General features: G+C 59.2%; 17 protein-coding genes. 15 read left to right on the top strand and 2 right to left on the bottom strand.

All coding sequences use genetic code 11. The features are described from left to right. The 6 genes from P9L99_10210 (at nt 1) to P9L99_10185 (ending at nt 4,831) form a co-directional block, all read left to right on the top strand. A complete protein-coding gene (locus tag P9L99_10210) occupies nt 1-1,338 on the top strand; it encodes a DUF1015 domain-containing protein (GenBank protein MDP8223721.1) in 1,338 nt (445 codons plus the stop codon). Beyond that, nucleotides 1,331-2,152, top strand: a complete 822-nt coding sequence (locus P9L99_10205; protein MDP8223720.1) for a tRNA1(Val) (adenine(37)-N6)-methyltransferase — start codon at nt 1,331-1,333, stop codon at nt 2,150-2,152. Before P9L99_10210 ends, P9L99_10205 begins: the two co-directional genes overlap by 8 nt. Next, entirely contained in the window at nt 2,149-3,000 is an 852-nt protein-coding gene (gene rfbD, locus P9L99_10200) for a dTDP-4-dehydrorhamnose reductase (protein ID MDP8223719.1), read from the top strand. Before P9L99_10205 ends, rfbD begins: the two co-directional genes overlap by 4 nt. A 214-nt stretch (nt 3,001-3,214) precedes the next feature. Further along, nucleotides 3,215-3,628: a hypothetical protein gene (locus P9L99_10195; GenBank protein ID MDP8223718.1), complete on the top strand. Its 414-nt coding sequence runs from the start codon at nt 3,215-3,217 to the stop codon at nt 3,626-3,628. Between the two features lie 40 nt (nt 3,629-3,668). Next, nucleotides 3,669-4,007 (top strand): hypothetical protein, encoded by a 339-nt coding sequence (locus P9L99_10190; GenBank protein ID MDP8223717.1) that lies wholly within the window; start codon nt 3,669-3,671, stop codon nt 4,005-4,007. A 23-nt stretch (nt 4,008-4,030) separates the two neighbouring features. After that, on the top strand, nt 4,031-4,831 hold the full coding sequence (locus P9L99_10185) for a hypothetical protein (GenBank protein MDP8223716.1): 801 nt from the start codon (nt 4,031-4,033) through the stop codon (nt 4,829-4,831). Here the strand turns inward: P9L99_10185 and P9L99_10180 are convergent. Further along, nucleotides 4,828-5,931 carry a hypothetical protein gene (locus tag P9L99_10180; protein ID MDP8223715.1) on the bottom strand — a complete coding sequence of 368 codons (1,104 nt, stop codon included), beginning with the start codon at nt 5,929-5,931 and terminating at the stop codon, nt 4,828-4,830. The two genes, P9L99_10185 and P9L99_10180, sit on opposite strands and share 4 nt — an antisense overlap. 164 nt (nt 5,932-6,095) lie before the next feature. Here P9L99_10180 and P9L99_10175 point away from each other — a divergent pair, with 164 nt between their 5' ends. The 9 genes from P9L99_10175 (at nt 6,096) to P9L99_10135 (ending at nt 15,819) form a co-directional block, all read left to right on the top strand. Next, entirely contained in the window at nt 6,096-7,433 is a 1,338-nt protein-coding gene (locus P9L99_10175) for an acyltransferase family protein (GenBank protein MDP8223714.1), read from the top strand. Then, nucleotides 7,430-8,752 (top strand): hypothetical protein, encoded by a 1,323-nt coding sequence (locus tag P9L99_10170; GenBank protein MDP8223713.1) that lies wholly within the window; start codon nt 7,430-7,432, stop codon nt 8,750-8,752. The genes P9L99_10175 and P9L99_10170 overlap by 4 nt, the downstream gene beginning before the upstream one ends. 37 nt (nt 8,753-8,789) lie before the next feature. Beyond that, entirely contained in the window at nt 8,790-9,353 is a 564-nt protein-coding gene (locus tag P9L99_10165) for a manganese efflux pump MntP family protein (protein ID MDP8223712.1), read from the top strand. A gap of 45 nt (nt 9,354-9,398) precedes the next feature. Next, the gene (locus P9L99_10160; GenBank protein MDP8223711.1) at nt 9,399-10,697 is read left to right on the top strand and encodes a hypothetical protein; all 1,299 of its coding nucleotides are present in this window, start codon (nt 9,399-9,401) and stop codon (nt 10,695-10,697) included. A gap of 50 nt (nt 10,698-10,747) precedes the next feature. Then, the gene (locus P9L99_10155; protein ID MDP8223710.1) at nt 10,748-12,163 is read left to right on the top strand and encodes a sulfatase; all 1,416 of its coding nucleotides are present in this window, start codon (nt 10,748-10,750) and stop codon (nt 12,161-12,163) included. Between the two features lie 2 nt (nt 12,164-12,165). Then, a complete protein-coding gene (locus P9L99_10150; protein ID MDP8223709.1) occupies nt 12,166-12,915 on the top strand; it encodes an ATP-binding protein in 750 nt (249 codons plus the stop codon). 76 nt (nt 12,916-12,991) lie between these two features. Next, entirely contained in the window at nt 12,992-14,950 is a 1,959-nt protein-coding gene (locus P9L99_10145; GenBank protein MDP8223708.1) for a PAS domain S-box protein, read from the top strand. Nucleotides 14,951-14,982: 32 nt separating this feature from the next. Next, nucleotides 14,983-15,231, top strand: coding sequence for a GlsB/YeaQ/YmgE family stress response membrane protein (locus tag P9L99_10140; GenBank protein MDP8223707.1), 249 nt, complete (start codon nt 14,983-14,985; stop codon nt 15,229-15,231). Nucleotides 15,232-15,279: 48 nt separating this feature from the next. Next, nucleotides 15,280-15,819, top strand: coding sequence for a GNAT family protein (locus P9L99_10135; GenBank protein MDP8223706.1), 540 nt, complete (start codon nt 15,280-15,282; stop codon nt 15,817-15,819). Between the two features lie 69 nt (nt 15,820-15,888). Here P9L99_10135 and recN read toward each other — a convergent pair whose 3' ends face one another. Then, the gene (gene recN / locus P9L99_10130) at nt 15,889-17,586 is read right to left on the bottom strand and encodes a DNA repair protein RecN (protein MDP8223705.1); all 1,698 of its coding nucleotides are present in this window, start codon (nt 17,584-17,586) and stop codon (nt 15,889-15,891) included. Between the last annotated feature and the right edge of the window lie 3 nt (nt 17,587-17,589).

Genomic DNA, 17,589 nt, shown 5'->3' with positions numbered 1-17,589 from the left:
GTGGCCCGAATTGCCCCCTTTGCCGCTTGGCGCTTTCATCCGGAAAACGTTCCCGACATCGGTACGGCGCTCGCGCCGCCATACGACCAAGTGGATGAGCGTCTACGCGACGAAATCGCCCATCGCGGCGCGGTGAACATCATTCAGCTAATGCCCGGCCACGACGAACTCAATGACGTGAATATTGAGCAGATGGCCAAGCGCGCCGGCGATACGTGGAACAAGTGGTGCGCGGACAACATCGTGATACGCGACGTTCAACCCGGCATTTACTACTATCGCCAGGGATACGTCGGACCTGACGGTCAATACAAAGTGTGCAAGGCGTTTTTCGCCCTGCTCGACCTGGAACCCGAAAGCAGTCGCATGGTCCTGCCCCAGGAGACGGACTGGGTCAATCCGCGGGTTGAGCGCCTGAAACTCATGGAAGCCACGCACGTAGCCGCGGCACCCATCTTCCTGTTGTATTCTGACCCCGAACGCGAGGTGATGTCCCTGTTGGTCGGAGCCGCGGGCGAGGTCGAGGCTTGTATCGACACCGAATGTGATGACGAATCCTCCCATACCGTGTTTCGCCTCGGTGATCCGGAACTGATTGAGCGCGTGCGGGACATCATGGCGACACACACCGTCATCTTGGCCGACGGTCACCACCGCTACCGCACGGCCCAAGCGTTCGCCGCGGCGCATCCCGAAAACGAAGCGGCCCAACGAATTCTCGCTTGCTTCGTTCCCTTGCAGGACGACGGCCTCTCCATCCTGCCGATTCACCGCGCCGTAACCGGTCTGCCGCGGCTTAATCCGAACGACCTGCTTTTCGAATTGTCGAAGACGTTCTATATCCGCGAACTCGACCAAAGCGACGCCGACGGCGAACTGCTGCAACACGTAATGACGGAGATGGCCCGGGATGACGAACATGACGAGGCGACGTTTGCCGCGGCCATTGAAGGAGTGCCTGAAATTCTGCTTCTTTCCGTCAAAAACGACGCGGCCAAGCTCATCTTGCCCGAAGGATTGGCCGAACCGATCCGGGATATGGACGTTGCGCTGCTGCACCGCCTGATTTTGGAGGGCCCCCTGGGCCTGGATCCCGCCGATCGCAGCAAGGGTGAGTTGGTCTTTTTCCATGAACCCGAGCGCTTGCTGCAACTGGTGACCGAGAAAGAAGCGCAAGCGGTGTTCTTGCTCAATCCACTGGCGACCCGCCAACTCGAATCTGTTGCCGATGCGAAGCTAAAATTGCCACATAAGGCCGCCCGGTTTTATCCCAATATTCCGGCTGGTCTGGTCATGCACAGCATTAAATATGGTTCTCACGGAGAAACAAATGGCTGATGTGAATAACGGTAGTGACAAAACCAATTCCGATCGCTTCCAAGATGTCGACGTAAACACCGATGAAGAACTGCAGGATTTGCTCCACGGCGAAATGGTCATCTTGCAGAAAAAAAACGGCTATCGGTTCAGTGTCGACCCGATTCTCTTGACCTCTTTTATTGAGTTGAAAAAGGGCGATCAGGTCATCGACTTGGGAACAGGCAGCGGCATCATGCCGCTCATCCTAGCCAGTCGCCAAGTTGAGGCAAAAGCCGGATTTGTGGGCGTCGAAGTCCAGAAAACGATGGCCGACATGGCCGAGCGAAGTGTGACCGCCAACCATCTCGGAAAAAAGATCGACATCCGACACAGCGATATCAGGGATATCAAGAAAAGCTTCGCCGCCGATAGTTTTGACGTGGTGATCTCCAACCCGCCCTACGTCGCCGCCGGGACCGGGCGTGTGAATCCGGAAGACGAAAAAGCCGTCGCCCGGCACGAAATCAAGATCACGCTCGAAGAAGTCGTGATCGCGGCCCGTTACTTGATTAAGCCCAAGGGCCGTGCGTATTTCGTCTTTCCCGTCAAGCGTTTGACCGCCCTGTTCTGCCTGTGTCGGGCCCACAGCCTCGAACCGCGGCAGGTGCAATTCGTCCACGCCAACCATTCCTCCGGCGCCAAGCTCGCGATGCTCGAAGCTCAGCGCGACGCCGGCGTCTCATTGCATGTAAATCGGCCCATGTTCGTGTACAATATGGACGGCACCTACACCGAGGAAGTGGCCGTAATACTCAACGAACACGACTTCTTGGAAACTACCACGGAAACATGAAAGTAATCGTTACCGGCGCCGATGGGATGTTGGGCCAAGACGCCCTCATAGTCTTGGGCGAGCGCCTCGAAGTCTTCGGCGTTGATATTGACGACGCCGATCTTACCGACCTAGACCAAGCTCAGGAGCTGCTGGAAATGTACGCGCCTTCCTGGGTTGTCAACTGCGCCGCCTATACCGCCGTCGACCGCGCCGAACAGGAGCCCGACGCCGCTTTCGCCGTCAATGAAACGGCTACGAAAAATTTGGCGCTGGCCTGCCGCGGTCGCGGGGCGCGCTTGCTGCACGTTTCCACGGATTACGTTTTCGACGGCAAAAAAACCGATGCCTACCTTCCCGACGACGAGCCCGGGCCCCTAGGCGTCTACGGCAAAAGCAAATGGGCCGGTGAGGCGGCGGCACGCAAAGTGTTGGGCAACCGCTGCGTCATCCTTCGCACGGCATGGCTCCATGGTCCAGGCGGTCCGAATTTCGTCAGCGCGATCCTCGCAAAACTCAAAAAAGGCGAGCCCCTTCGCGTCGTCAACGACCAAATCGGCTCGCCGACTTACACCGGCCACTTGGCTGAAGCCATACTCGCGGCCATCGAAAGCCATCTGGTCGGCGTACATCACACCGTAGGCGGCGGACATTGTTCGTGGTTCGATTTCGCCAAACAAATCGCTGAGTTCGCCGGTTTCGCGGAAGCGGTGATCGAGCCGATTTCGTCTACCGAGATCGACCGACCCGCCCCGCGGCCCCAAAACAGCCGCCTGGATACGGCAAGCTTCACCGCCGCGACCGGATACCCTTTTCCCGATTGGCGCGAAGGGCTGGCCGCTCACTTGGTCCGCCTCGGTCTTCGATAAGCCTTCCCGGCGAAATTCGATTGCAATAGACGCCGTGACTTGATACTCTCCAAATATCCAGCGGGGGCGCGGACCGTTATGTTTGTATGCGTGGCCCGCGCGGAGTCTGGATTAAGGAGTTGTTACGGCAACTTCGCATCATCTCGGATCACGCCGACACACTCACCCCGCTGCTGATATAGTGTTTTGAGTATTGGGAAAGAAGAGGTTTGTCATGTTGGAAAAACTCGCGATGGCGTTGCTTCTTGTTTGTGTGTTTTCCGGCTTGGCGTGGGCCGACGCCGCTCCGCCCGATGACGACACCTGGTACGATGACGATACGGATATCGACGACGATACCGATATCGACGACGACACGGATATCGACGACGATACCGATATCGACGACGATGCGGGGGCGGCTGACGATGATGCAAGCGGTGACGATGACGACGCTAGTGCCGCCGATGACGACGCTAGCGACACCGATGACGACGCCGACGAAGGCGATTTAAATGACGGCGACGACACAAATAATGACGAATCGGGTTGCGGCGTCACCAATCGCCAATCCGGCTCGCTGATGTTCGCCGTGATGATGACCATCGGCCTGTTCGCCCTTGGATTGAGTTTGCGAAGAGTACAATAGGGGGCTAAGAGCGCAGCGAATGCCGCCCATGGAGACGATTATGAAGAAGTGGATTTTTGTTTTTTTGTTTGTGTCTCTTCTCCCCGTATCCGCCTTGGCTGATTGGGCCGATGACGACTCCTGGTCCTACGACGACGATTCGTCTGTCGATGACGACTCGAATGTCGATGACGATTCGAATGTCGATGACGATTCCGGGTCGACGGACGACGACAACGATAACGATAACGACAACGACAACGACAACAACAACGACAATGATTCCGGTTGCGGAGTGACCAACAAGCAATCCGGCTCGTTGATGTTCGCCGTGATGATGACGATCGGCCTGGTTGCATTTGCACTCAGTCTGCGTCGCGTCGCTCGAAAACCCGAGTGATTGCTTTTTTCGGGAAAGCAACCATGTTGAAGAAGCTGTTTTTATTGCTGGTTCTCGTTTTGGCGTGCACGTCCTCGGCTTGGGCCGACTACGCCCCGGGGCCCGAATACTACGACTTGTTCGAAGAGCGCTTCGACAACGATTTCCCGCCACCGGGGTGGCGAATCGAGCAAACCAATCCCGACATCACATGGCACCAGGACGAATGCCCCGACGCCGCGCACCGCTGCGCCGTCGTCTTCGGGTCGGCCGTCCCTTCCGACGAACGGCTGATTACCCCGACGTTCCAAACGCCGGATTGTTACGCGTATTACTTCGATATCGAGTTCGGGCAACAGGGCGAGTCTTTTGGCTTTTCGCCGAAAGATCCGCTTTCCCTGCAATACAGCTTCGATTACGGCGAGGCCGAAAATCCCACTTGGCAAAACTTGGCGGTCAGTGAATACGGCACCGCCAGTCTGTATACCCCTTACGACAAAATGGTAACCCTCGCGTTGCGTTACACCGGCACCGGCGGCAGCGGGTACCAAGTCAAATACTTCGAGGTTGGCTGCGAATACATGTACGACGGCGGCTACGGTGATGATGACTCGTACGACGACGACGACGACGACGACAACGACTCCGGCGGGGGCGGCGGCTCAAATAATTACGCCGACGACGATAGCAGCGAGGCCGGCGATAACGACGATGAGGAAAAGGACGACTCGACCGGCGGCTGCCATACTTCGTCGCACACCTCAGGGGTCGCCATGACCGCCATCATGCTCTCCCTGGGAATGCTCGCGTTATTGCTCAGCTTACGCGCGCGGCCGCGAGACTAATCGCGGAACTTCATCGGCACTTTGCCCCGCAGCATCCAAAGCCCCGCGCCCACCGACGCTGCCGAAAGCAATATCAACCCCAGGAACGGACCCGGCCCGTAGTGGATTTTCACCGCGTGGTAGAACGTCGGCACGGCACCCAATATCAACGCCAGGCAGGTTAACCCAAAGGCGAATCCCGGCCGCCCCGGCAGCACCGCAGCGCAGGCGGTCAGCGTAACCGGCATGGTCATCTGGAAGAGAAACAGCCCGATCGTCAGGACAATCGGGTTCGCCCCGCCGAACGCGATCAGCGGCGCCGAAATCAATAGCGCACCGACACTTACGGGTATCCAACCGAGGCGGTCGGAAATGATGCCGCCCATCGCCTTACCCGCGAACGCTGCCGCGGCCAGGCCGAACGATACGGTCTTGACCGTCTTGGGTAAATCGTAGCTGCCCGCGCCGCCGACCAAGGCGCGCACCGCAACGGAAAACAGCAGCAAAAACAGAATCAGCAGCGGCATTTTCACGTCAAGCAGCTTCGTTTTGCGCGTGTAGGGTATCTCCGGCAGTTTCGCCACCGCCGCGAAAGCGAACCCGGCCGCCAACAACACAAGGAACGGCCACGTGATTAGGAAATGCCCCTTGCCGACGTAAATGCCCATCGCCAAGCCAAGTGCGCCCGGCGCCACGAAAATTCCGGGAAAAGTCGCCCGCCCGGTGCGTACGTGCAGTGACACCGCCCCGGCCCCGACATGAAAGAACGCGTTGCCCACGCCCGCCACAATCATCGCCGCCCACGGATGGATGCGCATGGTCAGCACGGCGACGAATGCTAGAACGATTCCCGCCAACGTGACGGCCCGCTCGGCACGAAAGCGGTCGCTCGCGTATCCGACGAAGGCCTGCCCGGCAAAGGCCAGCAGGTCGTAGGACAACACCAGCGTGAAGGCGTCGCTCGGGTGTAATTCATGAACGAAAATCGTGCTGAAGATCACCATGACCGTCGCGGCGTCGACGATCGCATGGATGATCCCGTGCGTGACTGGGAAAAATCGCGGCGTCAGCAAATGAGAAAAAAACGTCCGGCCCGGTTCCACCGCTTGCACTTCGGCCATTACCCAACACTCCCATCAAGGTAAAAAATTCAAATGGCGAAAATCCAAAGAAGCAGCATCCGTCTCAGTATAGGCGATTTTTTTCACATCCCATAATGGGGATTTCGCTCTTCCCCGACGCGGCCCGGTGCGGTACTTTACGGCGTTTCAAGGAGAATACGCCCGTGAGCAAAACCGCCGTCCGCTATCACGAAATCGACATGCTCAAAGGCCTGGCGTGTGTGTTGATGCTCGTCGGCCACGCTATGCGTTCGCGCATGCCCGTGCCGCACACCTTCGACAAGATCGTGTTGCATTTCATGGATTTCTCGGGCCCGATTTTCTTCTTCGTCTCGGGCATGAACGTGATGACTTTCCTCGAACGCAACGCGGACAAACCCGGGTTTCGCGCCACGCGCTTCTACCTGGCCGCCGCCGCGGTGCTCTTCGTCCTGGGCTTTACCTACAACCTCAACCGCGCCAGCCCGGTCATGGATATCTTCCAGGGCGTGGCGGTGTGCACGGTCGTCGTCTATTTGCTGATGCGCCTGCGCATGCCGACCTTTGTGCACTGGCTGATCGTCATCGGTTTCTACGCCGTCTATTTGCTGACCCTCCGCCTGCCGGTCGAGATCGCGCCGCGCTTCGCCGAATTCCGCGAACTGCGGGCCCAAGTGCCGCTGGCCTCCGACCTCTTCGTATCGGGCATCAGCCCCGCCCTCGCCGCGCTGTTTGCGGCCATTCGACCGCTGCAACGATGGACGATGATCCACTTCGGTTTTCTGCAATGGATTACGTTTTTCTACGTCGGAGCGCTGTGCTACCGCAGCGTCACGCGGCCGAAGCCGCGCACGTGGCCCTGGTGGGCGCTGTTCGGCGTGCTGTTTGTGGTCGGGCCGTTTTTGGGATGGGGCGTGTTCGGTAGGGGGCAGAACCTGCTGGACGCGATCTTTCTCGACACCTTCCTGGACCTGATGTTGCGCGGCATTCCCAGCTACGTCGCCATGACGCTCGGCGGTGCGGGGCTGCTGTATTTGGTATCCCGGCGGCACTATCCGGGCGCGAGCGAGTATCAAAATCCCGTTTTGCGCTTCCTGGCGGACCGCAGCGAGATGCTCGGCAAAGAGAGCTTCATGTTCTTGATCGTCCACTGGTGGCTGATTTCGACCGTGCTCGCCGTGGAACACGCGTTGCCGCTCAATCCGTACCTGCGTTCGGCGCTGGTGATTGCCGGCACGGTGTTTTTCGTTCCCGTTTTCGCCCGCCTGCGCGACCGCCTCGCGGCCAAGTCGAGCTTCGCCACCAAGACCGCCGTGTTCATGATCGCCGGCCTGATGCTGACCTTTCTCTCGCTCGGCATCATCGGCGGTCTCGTCCGTGGTTTCGGCCCCTCGCCCTATTACATTGAAATTCCGCTGTACGTCAGCTACTTGGTCAGTTTCGGCTTCGCCTTCGTCTACCCGACGTTGCGACTCAAGCTGCGTCGTCGTTACACCACCGCGTTGCCGGCGGGTGAGGCATGACGCCTGGCGCAACGGACTCCAGCGCCTCCGCGCGCATTTCATACATTGACTTTTTCAAGGGCTTGGCTTGCCTGATCATGCTGCAATCGCACGCCATGCGCTTTCATATCGGCGACCCCGATTGCTTCGCCAACCTCCTCTTAGCCGTGCAGCCGCCCTTCGCGCAGCTTTTTTTCTTCGCGTCGGGCATGAATATCATTTTGGTACTGGAGCGATATCGCAGCCGCCCGCATTTTCCGATCACGGCCTACTACCTGTGGGGCGCGGTCATCCTGTTTCTCATCGGCTACCTGTATAGCTTCGCCCGCCTCTCGCTGAACACCTGGCAGATCTTCCAGGGCATCGCGGCGTGCATCGCCGTTGCGTTTTTGATGTTGCGAACCAAATGGCCGACGTGGGTTCACCTGCTGATCTGTTTCGGGTTGTACTTGGTCTACTTCCGCTTTCGCGTCGGGTTGGAGCCGGTGCTGATGTGGTACCGCAACACCCTGCCCGTCGGCGTGGCGCCCGACGACCCTGCGGCGATCATCGCCATGAAAACGATCCTCACCGGCCTGAGCCTGCCCCAGCGGTGGCTGTTTGCGAACTTCAGCCTCCTGCCGTGGGTTTGTTATACGATCCTGGGAGGCGTGGCGTTTCGCTCGGTGCGCGAGAATCCGCGGACCGCGAAGTGGTGGGGCATCGGCTTCGCACTTTGTCTGGCCGGCGGCTTCGGCTCGGCCTATTTGCCACTGGGTCTGCAAATCGGCGCACTGTCGGGCGACCAAGTCACCGATGCCCTATTTCGCCACGTTCCCTATCACGCCTTCTCGGCGCTGGGCATTTCGGGCCTGGCTTGGCTGGCCTGCCATTACGGATACGATCGGTGGAAGCGTCGCGGCAAGGTGGGGCGCGCGATCGCCGAATACATCGAGTTCCTGGGCATTTTCTCGTTCGTCTTCTTCTGCTTCCATTGGCTTTGCCTGAAATTGATGATCCACGCCTGGGGCCTGGCCGCTTCGTGGGGTTGGTTGCGCGGCGAGATGCCCATCCACCTGCGGTGGATCGTCGCCTTTGCCCTGGTTTGCCCGCTGATGGTGCCCGCCGCGCGACTGAATATTGCCTGGGGTAAGCGCAAGCATTTCGTTTCCGAAGCGGCGGCGTTCACGGCCGGTATGACGGTACTGTCGATTGTTCTGCTGCTGGCCAAGGCCGTGCGGCTGTCGAATTACTTCGCCTTTATCGCCTGCGTCGGCGCGGCATATCTCTATCCCGCCCTGCGCGGGTTGCTCAAGCAATATTACCAAGGTAAACAGGCCCAGCAGGTTTCTGCAGGTTGAAACCGGAGCGACGGTTCATCCGGCAACGAGGCGGAATGTGGCTGTAATACTCATCGTGGCATTTGCTTTGGCGCTCGACGCTTTCGCCGTGTCTCTCGTGGCCGGGGCGACCGCCGCCGACGTCGGGCTGCGGCGCACGCTGCGGCTGGCTTGGCATTTCGGCTTTTTCCAATCGTTGATGGCCTTCACCGGCTGGATCGTGGGCAGAACGATTGCGCCGTGGATCGCCCCCTTTGACCACTGGGTCGCTTTTGTTCTCCTACTGCTTGTCGGCGGCCGCATGTTGCTGGAAAGCAGTCGCGGCGAGGATGCGGACGCCCCGACGAAAGACATCACGCGCGGCAAGTCGCTGATCGTCTTGTCGATTGCCACGAGCATTGACGCCCTCGGCGTTGGGTTAAGTCTTTTCCTCTTGCCGGGCTCACCCTGGTTGGCCGTTCTTATCATCGGCGTCGTGGCGTTCGCGTTGACCGCCGTCGGCATGCAGTTGTCTCATTCGGTGGCCAAACTCATCGGTCTGGGCCGGTGGGCCGAAGCCGTGGGCGGCCTCGTGCTGATCGGGATCGGCTTGCACATCCTTCACGAGCACGGTGTATTTTAACCTCACCGCTTGCCGCTGCGACGCCGGGTTCGTACACTCGGCGGCATGAATTCAGCCGAATCCACCGTTCCAACGCCGCCGGGTCGGATTGACTACATCGACCTGGCCAAGGGCTTCGCGTGCCTGGCGATTATGTACGGACATGCCGTGGCGCCGTCGGTGGACCGCTTGTTTCTTGTTGAAAACGTGATCTTCACGTCTGTCTGGTTTTCGGCGCCGCTGTTCTTTTTCGCCTCGGGCATGAACGTGGTGACCTTCTTCGAAAAGAACGCCGGCAAAGCCGGTTTTCGCATGACGATTTTCTACCTGTTGTCGGCGCTCATTTTGATCATGCTGAGTGTCTGCTTTTCGGTAAACCGGGGCAGTTTGCGGATCCCCAACATCTTCCAAGGCATCGCCATGGGCACGGCGTTTACCTTCGTGCTCATCCGCCTGCGCCTGCCAAACTGGGCGTTGGCCGCGATCTCGCTGCTGATTTACATCCCCTGGGTGTTCTTTTGGGAGGCCCAATTACCGGCCATCGAAGCCATCCGCTCGCTACCTTTCACCGAAGAGCCGGAGCCGACTTTTCGGCAATGGATTGATCACGTTCCCGTCATCTGGCGCGCCTTCGGTCTGCACTTTTCCTTTTTGCCGTGGACGTCTTACGTGCTGGTCGGGGCGGCGGCGTTCCGCAGCGTGCGAAATAATCCGGCAACCGCGATTCGCTGGGCCGTGTTCTTCCTCCTGGTGATGCTGGCGGCGATACCGGCCGCGCTGGCGCCGCGGTGGAGTTCGCAGGTGCTGCTGCAACAGCACTTCTCGGACATGATGGCCCGCAACACGCCGTTCTTCTTTCTCCTGTGGTACGCCCAGTGCGGTCTGTTTTTTCTCGCCCTTAATCGTTGGTACCGCGGCGCGGTGACGATGAAAGAGGGCGTGATCAAGCGCGCCTTCACGTTTACCGAGTTTCTCGGCCGGCAATCGTTTCTTTTTCTGGTTTGGCATTGGGTCTTCTTATCGATACTGATCATCGTCGGGAAATTCATCGAGCAGTCCGTCCGTTTCGGTTCCATTCATCCCGTTCACTACATCCCGTGGCTCACCTGCACGCTGCTGATCGTCCTCACCATGCGCTGGATTACCGGAGTCGGTGAGAGATGGCGGGCCAGCCCCGGTTTTCTCTGGCAAGCGTCTTTGGTTCTGGTGATCTTCACCTTCCCCGGACTCGCCGCGTTTATCCGCCGTGGCTACACGCCGTTTCTCACGACGTTCTTCTCTTTCCCGGCCTGTCTGGCCTTCGCTTTTATGTATCCGGAATTGCGATTCCGTCTGCGCCGTAAGTTAACGCGTTCCGCAGCTTGACGATCCCTACCGGAGATTGCTAGCGTTTGGCGTCCATTTGGAGGAGATCCATGCGCTTTCGGCATGTTGCCCTTTTTGCCCTTTTCACCCTGGCGTTGTCGGTGGTGTTGGTCGCGGCTTGCCAACCTCGGGGAGGCCCGCCGACCGACAAGCCCAACATCATCCTGATCAGCATCGACACCTTGAGGGCCGATCACGTCGGTTGTTACGGATACCCTGTGCCGACCACGCCGCACCTGGATCAGCTCGCCGCCGAGGGCGTGCGTTTTGAACGCGCACTATCCAACTCGCCGTGGACGTTGCCGAGCCACGTGACCATGCTCACCGGCCAGGAAGTGGGCGTGCACAATGTTCGCTACTCGAAAAACGCCTTGGCCGATTCCGCTCTGACCATCAGCGAAGTGCTCAAAGATAACGGTTACGCCACGATCGGATTCGGCAGCGCACCGTATCTAAAAAAGTTGTACGGCTTCTCCCAGGGTTTCGACGTCTATGACGACGAACTGGCGCATGTAAGCTACAAAGAAAGCCACGAAGCGGTCACCGCGAAGAAGGTCGTGGATAAAGCGCTGGACCAGATCGACAAGCATCGCCGGGATAATTGGTTCGTTTTCATGCACGTGTGGGATGTCCATTACGATTACGTCCCCCCGGCTCCCTACGACAAGAAATTCGTCGACCCGAATTACACGGGCCGGTTCCGCATGAAGAAATGGGAAAAGAACAAGAAGTTCCGGCTCGGCATGGATCCGGCCGACTTCGCGTACGTCATCTCCCAATACGACGGCGAGATCGCCTGGGTCGACAGCCAGCTCGGGCGCTTGTTCCAAGCCCTCAAAAAGCGGGGACTCTACGATAATACGGCGATCATCATCACCGCCGACCACGGCGAGGAGTTCCTTGACCACGGGCAGAAAGGTCACGGCCACTCGCTTTACGACGAACTGATTCATGTGCCGTTGATTATCAAGGCGCCGAAAGTCCAAGCCGGCGGCGCCATCGCTTGCCCGGTAAGCCTGGTCGATCTGTTCCCGACGATCGCCGCGTGGTCCAAAGCGCCGCACGTACCCTACAAGGGACCGGGGCAGAACCTGCTGGAATTAATCGCCGGCACGCGCACCTGCGATTCCAGCCGCCCGCTGTTCGCTGAAACGAAGATGTCGAATCTCGACAAACTCCACGCCTACAAGCGCGGTTACGAAATGATGATCGAAAAGGGCCGGGTGAAATACCACAACCGCGTCACCGAACCCTTGCGGGAATTGCTGTTTGACGTTGCCGCCGACCCCGACGAGCAAAACAATCTCGTCGCCGATCGGCAGGAAAACTTGCTCGAGATGCAATCCGCCATGCGCGATTACAGCCGTGACAACGCTGCGCAACGACGCAAAAAACGCATGGCGAAGCGGACCAAACTGGACCGCAAAACCCGCGAACAACTCAAAGAGTTGGGTTACATCAACTAACCATGAGCGCCCTGCCGCACTCCACATCGTTGGTCGGCGAAATGGCCGATGAAGTCGCCGCCTGCCTGGCAGACTACGATCTTATCCCGCCCGGCGCGAAAATCGGTGTGGCCCTCAGCGGCGGCTTGGACTCCTGGGCGGTGGCGGCGCTGTTGGCCGAATTGGTCGCGGCGGGTCGAATCGACGCCCATTTGACCGCCTTGCACGTCGAATTGGGCCACCCCGGGTCGCAGGACCGGCTGCAAGCCTTGCTGGAGGGTTGCCGCGCCGCGTCCGTGCCACTCGTCGTGCACCATTCGACCATCGGGCCGGAATCCGTGGCCGACGGGGGCAAACGGCCCTGTTTTCTTTGCGCCCGCCGCCGCCGTCAAGCGTTGTACGAACTGGCTGACAGTTTAGAGATCACGCACATCGCGACGGGTCATCACCGTGACGACGTGTTGGCCTCATTTCTGCTTAATTTGTTGGAAAATCGGGAAATCAGCACGTTAATGCCCGCCCAGCCGGTGTTCGACGGTCGTTTCGTGCTGATCCGCCCCCTGTATGCGCTGCCCAAAGACCGGCTGGCCAAGTTGCACCGCCAGCAAGAGTTCCCCGTACAGCCCTCCGGCTGCCCGATAGACGGCGCGACGCGACGTAGCGAATTAGCATCGTGGCTGGAAGAAATCGAGGAATCCCGCCCGGGAACCAAGGATGCCCTCTTTCAAGCCTTACACCGCGCCAAACCCGATTTCCTGCCTCGTCGTCGATAAGAAGCATCGACAAATCATCTCGGCGAACTTATTCTAGTACTATACGGCTTGGCCGCCACGATAGGAGACGTGAGGAATGTCGGCTGATTTTGAAGAAAAAGATTCCCGTGCCGTGCTGCGTTTTCGCGCACTTTTTGATGCTCAACCATTTTGCGTGGCCCACATCTCGGATCAGGGAATCATCCTCGATATCAACCAAACAGGTTGCGATCTGCTCGGGTATGCTCGCGAGGAGCTGATCGGCGAGCCTATGAGCCGTATGGTCCGCGAAAAGGACGCGGCCGAAAGCCACGATCGTTTCGAACGCTTGCTGCGAGGTGAAGATCTTCCATCCTACCAAGACGTTTTGGTCACCAAGACCGGACTCGAACTTCCCATGGAGATCACCACGACGGCCACAGTCAGCGCCAGGGGTGAGGTAGTCATTCAAAGCATCGGCCGAGATTTGCGTGACGAGCTGGAAACCCAAAAAAAGCTGCTGGCCGCCACACGGCTCTTTGATGTTTTGATGAGATCCACAGTCGACCTGATCGTGGTGAAGGACCAACACGGTCGCTTCACGCGCGTCAACCAAGCTTTCCTCGATATTACCGGCCGCACCGAAAGCGAAGTCATCGGCCGTACGAATATCGACCTGCTCGGGCAGGAGCACGGCTCGGTCGTGGCGATCGAGGAACGGCAGGTACTAGACCAAGGCGTCACGGTTCGTTCCGAAAGCACGTACATGATCGCTGGAAACGAAGTCGTGCTGCAATTCACCAAGACCCCGATTCGCGACGAGACGGACGAAATCATCGGCCTGGTCGGCATCGCCCGCGACATCAGCGACGAGCGGGCCGTGGCGCAGCAAATCGTCGACGCCCAAAAGATGGACGCCGTGGGCTCTTTGGCCGGCGGCGTGGCGCATGATTTCGCCGATTACCTGACCAACATCATCGGCAACTTATCGACCGCGCAAAGCAAATTGGCGGAGGGCGAAGACGCTGCGGAAAATATCCACGCGGCGTATGACGCTGCCGAAGCGGCCTCGGAATTGACCAACCGCCTGCTGCACCTGGCGCGTGACGGTTCAAGTGCCCGGGACGCGGTTGACTTGGCGCAAATCATCCATGATCTCCGCTCGTTGCTGCACACAACCTTCGACAAAAGCCTCCACGTGCGGATCCGCGTTTCGCCGGATTTATGGCCAATAGACGCCGACGCAAGCCAAATCAAAAACATGATCATGCATCTGTGTCTGAACGCCCGTGACGCCCTTCGTGAAAGGCACGCGCAACCCGAAGCCGTGATGGACGGAACGCCATGGCTTGAGATTGCGGCCGAGAACATCGAATTGCGGCCCGAGTTCGAGGCCAACAACCATTCCCACAATCGCCATGGGGAATTCGTGAAGCTGACGATCTCCGACAACGGCGGCGGGATGACCGCCGAAGTGAAAGCGCAAATATTCGAACCGTTTTTCTCCACCAAAGGCTCTTCAAGTCGCAGCGGCCTAGGCTTGTCGATGGTCTACGCTGCGGTGGCCAACCACGGCGGTTGGATACGAGTCGAAAGCGAGCCGGGCCTCGGCACCGATTTCATCGTTTTCCTGCCGCGCGGCAGCGCCGACGTCGTGGACGATTCGGCCGTGTCGGAGCAACCAACCGAAAGCGAAATGAAACCCGATCTGACGGTGTTGATCATCGAGGACAAGGAGCAGATTCGCGCCTACTACGAACGCGTGTTGGTGGGTGAGGGGTACGAAGTATTCTCCGCCGGCGGCGGCGCGGCCGGATGGGAGATCTTGGAAGCGCACGGGGCGGACATCGACCTGATCTTGCTCGACCTGCTCATGCCCGAAATGTCGGGTAAACATTTCCTGGAAATGATGGTACAAAACGACGTGAGCATTCCAGTTCTCGTATGTACCGGTTATCCGGGAGATTTAGCTCGGCGAGAATTGGAACACCTCGGGGTGGCGGATTTTCTCGGAAAGCCCTTCACCCCAAATCGATTACGCGCCAAAGTACGCGCTGTGATCGATAAACATCGGTAACAATAAGCAAAACCTTTCTGCGAGAGTTACACATGGGATTTTTGGGTTGGATCATTCTCGGTGGTTTGGCCGGCGCGCTCGCCTCGTCGTTGTCGGGGCGTGAATCCGGCTGCGTGATGAACATCATTCTCGGTATTGTCGGGGCGATCGTCGGCGGCGTCTTGTTTCAATCCCTCGGCGGTTCCGGCGTTACCGGCTGCAATATCTCCAGCTTGGCGGTGGCCGTTTTCGGCGCCTTAGTGGTTCTCGCGTTGGGGCGCTTTCTCAGAAGCCGGCGCTGATTATCCGACCACTTGCATCAAAAATGTCGTTTCATTAGGCTGAAGCGGATGATGGATCTCAAAATCAACTACCGACCCGCTCGGGCTGTCGATGCCGATCAAGTGCATCGCCTGATGACTGCGGTCGCCGATGAAGAAGGTGCGCTGACCGCCTCGGCCGACGAACTTTCGCCGGAAGATATCCGCGGCCGCATCCGCAACGCGACCAACCGCCGCAACCGGATATTTTACGTCGCCACCGATGATGAGCGTGTGATCGGCATGGTCACCCTCGAATCCCGTCCGTTTCGCGCGCAGGATCACGTGCGATACCTCAGCGTCGCCGTAGACCCGCATTACCGCCGGCGGGGGATCGCCCGGGAACTCATGAGAATCGCTTTGGAATGGGCTCACGATGTGGACAAAGTCCAAAAGATCGAAACCCAAGTGCGCTCGATCAACGAACCCGGTATCACGCTGCTGAAAAAGCACCATTTCCACATGGAAGGCACCTTGGTGCGACACACCCAGCTTTCCAACGGGAAACAAATCGACGATCTGATTCTGGCGCGATTCGTCGACAACAGCAGCGCTTCGACGGAATCGTAAAGCACTCCCCGCCCTTTTCGACCCCACGTACGACTTATTGATTTCTGGAAGATGCTGCGGTGCGAGCGACTAGCGACGAGGCTGGGTCGCCGCCATGAGCGATGTCGCGTTGGCGCGCGCGGCCGACGTGATTTCCTCGCCGCCCAACATCCGCGCCAACTCGTTCACCCGGCCCTCCGCCGACAGCGCCTCGACGCGCGTGTGCGTCCGCCCCTGAATGGCGGTCTTTTCCACCAAGTAATGATGATCGGCTTGGGCCGCGATCTGCGGTAGATGCGTGATGCACAGCACTTGGTGCTCGCCGGCGACTTCCCGCAATTTTCGGCCGAGGCGTTCAGCTTGCGCCCCGCCGACGCCGGCGTCGATTTCGTCGAAGATAAGCGTCGGCACCGGAAAATGGCGCGCCAGCACCCGCTTGATCGCCAGCATGATGCGCGACAGTTCGCCGCCGCTGGCGATGCGGGCCAGGGGCCGCGGCAGTTCACCTACATTGGCGCTGATCAGGAATTCGACCTCGTCGGCGCCGTTCGCATCGATGCGGAGTCCGTCGATTTCCAGGCCGCCCGCCGATAGCGGCTCGACCGCCACGGTGAAACTCGTTCCCGACATATCCAAATCGGCCAACTCGCGTTCCACTTCCCGCCGCATCTTTTTCGCCGCTTTCCTTCGCGCACCGGACAAGCGACGCGCCGCTGCAGACACCTCGTCGCGCAATCGCAGGCGCTCGTCGGCTAAGTTCCGCAGATTGCTCGACACGAGATCCAACGCGGCGATTTCGGCGACGGCACGCTCGCGCATGGCCGACACCTCGGCCAACGAGCCGCCGTATTTCTTTTTCAAATCGCCAAGCGCGTACAGCCGATCCTGCAACTGCTCCAGCCGGGCCGGGTCGAAATCGAGCGATTCGGCATAATCCCGCCCGCGCGCCGCAATATCCTCGGCCAGCGCGACCAGTTCTTCCAAGCCCTTCTGAAGCTCGCCGAGGCGCGCGTCAACATCGACCTGTTCCTCGACCTCGCGCAGCAACTCGCCCGCCGATTCAACCACCGCGCCTTCGTCACGGTCGTACAAAACTTCGCTGACCGACCGACCGGTGCGGATCAGGTTTTCCGCGTGAGACAACACCTTGATCTCGGCCGCCAGTTCCTCATCTTCGTCCTCGCCGATTTGCGCGCCGTCGATTTCTTCGATGACGAAACGCAGATAGCCAAGCCGCGCCTCGCGGTCGGCGTCCTGCTTCGTCAGCCGCGCGATCTCCTTGTCGAGATCCTTGAGTCGTTCCACCATATCGCCCAGCACGTTCCGATCGCCGGCGCATGAGGTGTAGGCATCCAAATACAGCATGTGGCTTTCCGGTCGCATCAAGCCCTGCGCCTCGTGCTGACCGTACAGATTGAGCATCGTTTCGCCGAAACGCCGCAACGCAGCCAGGGTGACATCCTGTCCGGCGATCTCTACGCGGTTGCGCCCCGTGGTTTGCAGGACTCGCCGTACCGTCAAGGGGTCAGCGGTCGGGAGCCCCTCCTCCTCCAGGGTGCGTCGGCCGGCGGGCGCAATGTCGTTGAATACGGCGACGATTTCGGCATCGTCGCAGCCGGTACGGATCAGGTCGCTGGTCGCACGCCAGCCCAACGCCAGGCCGATGGCCGTCACGATGATCGATTTGCCGGCGCCGGTCTCGCCGGACAGTACGTTGAGGCCGTCGTTGAATTCGACCTGGACGTCCTCAATCACGGCCAGTCGACGTACGGTCAACGTGCGTAGCATGGC

Origin of the sequence: Candidatus Lernaella stagnicola (assembly GCA_030765525.1) — a bacterium.
GTDB classification, from domain to species: domain Bacteria; phylum Lernaellota; class Lernaellaia; order Lernaellales; family Lernaellaceae; genus Lernaella; species Lernaella stagnicola.
The sequence above is the reverse complement of the archived record's forward strand: the minus strand, read 5'-3'. Positions and strand labels throughout refer to the sequence as shown.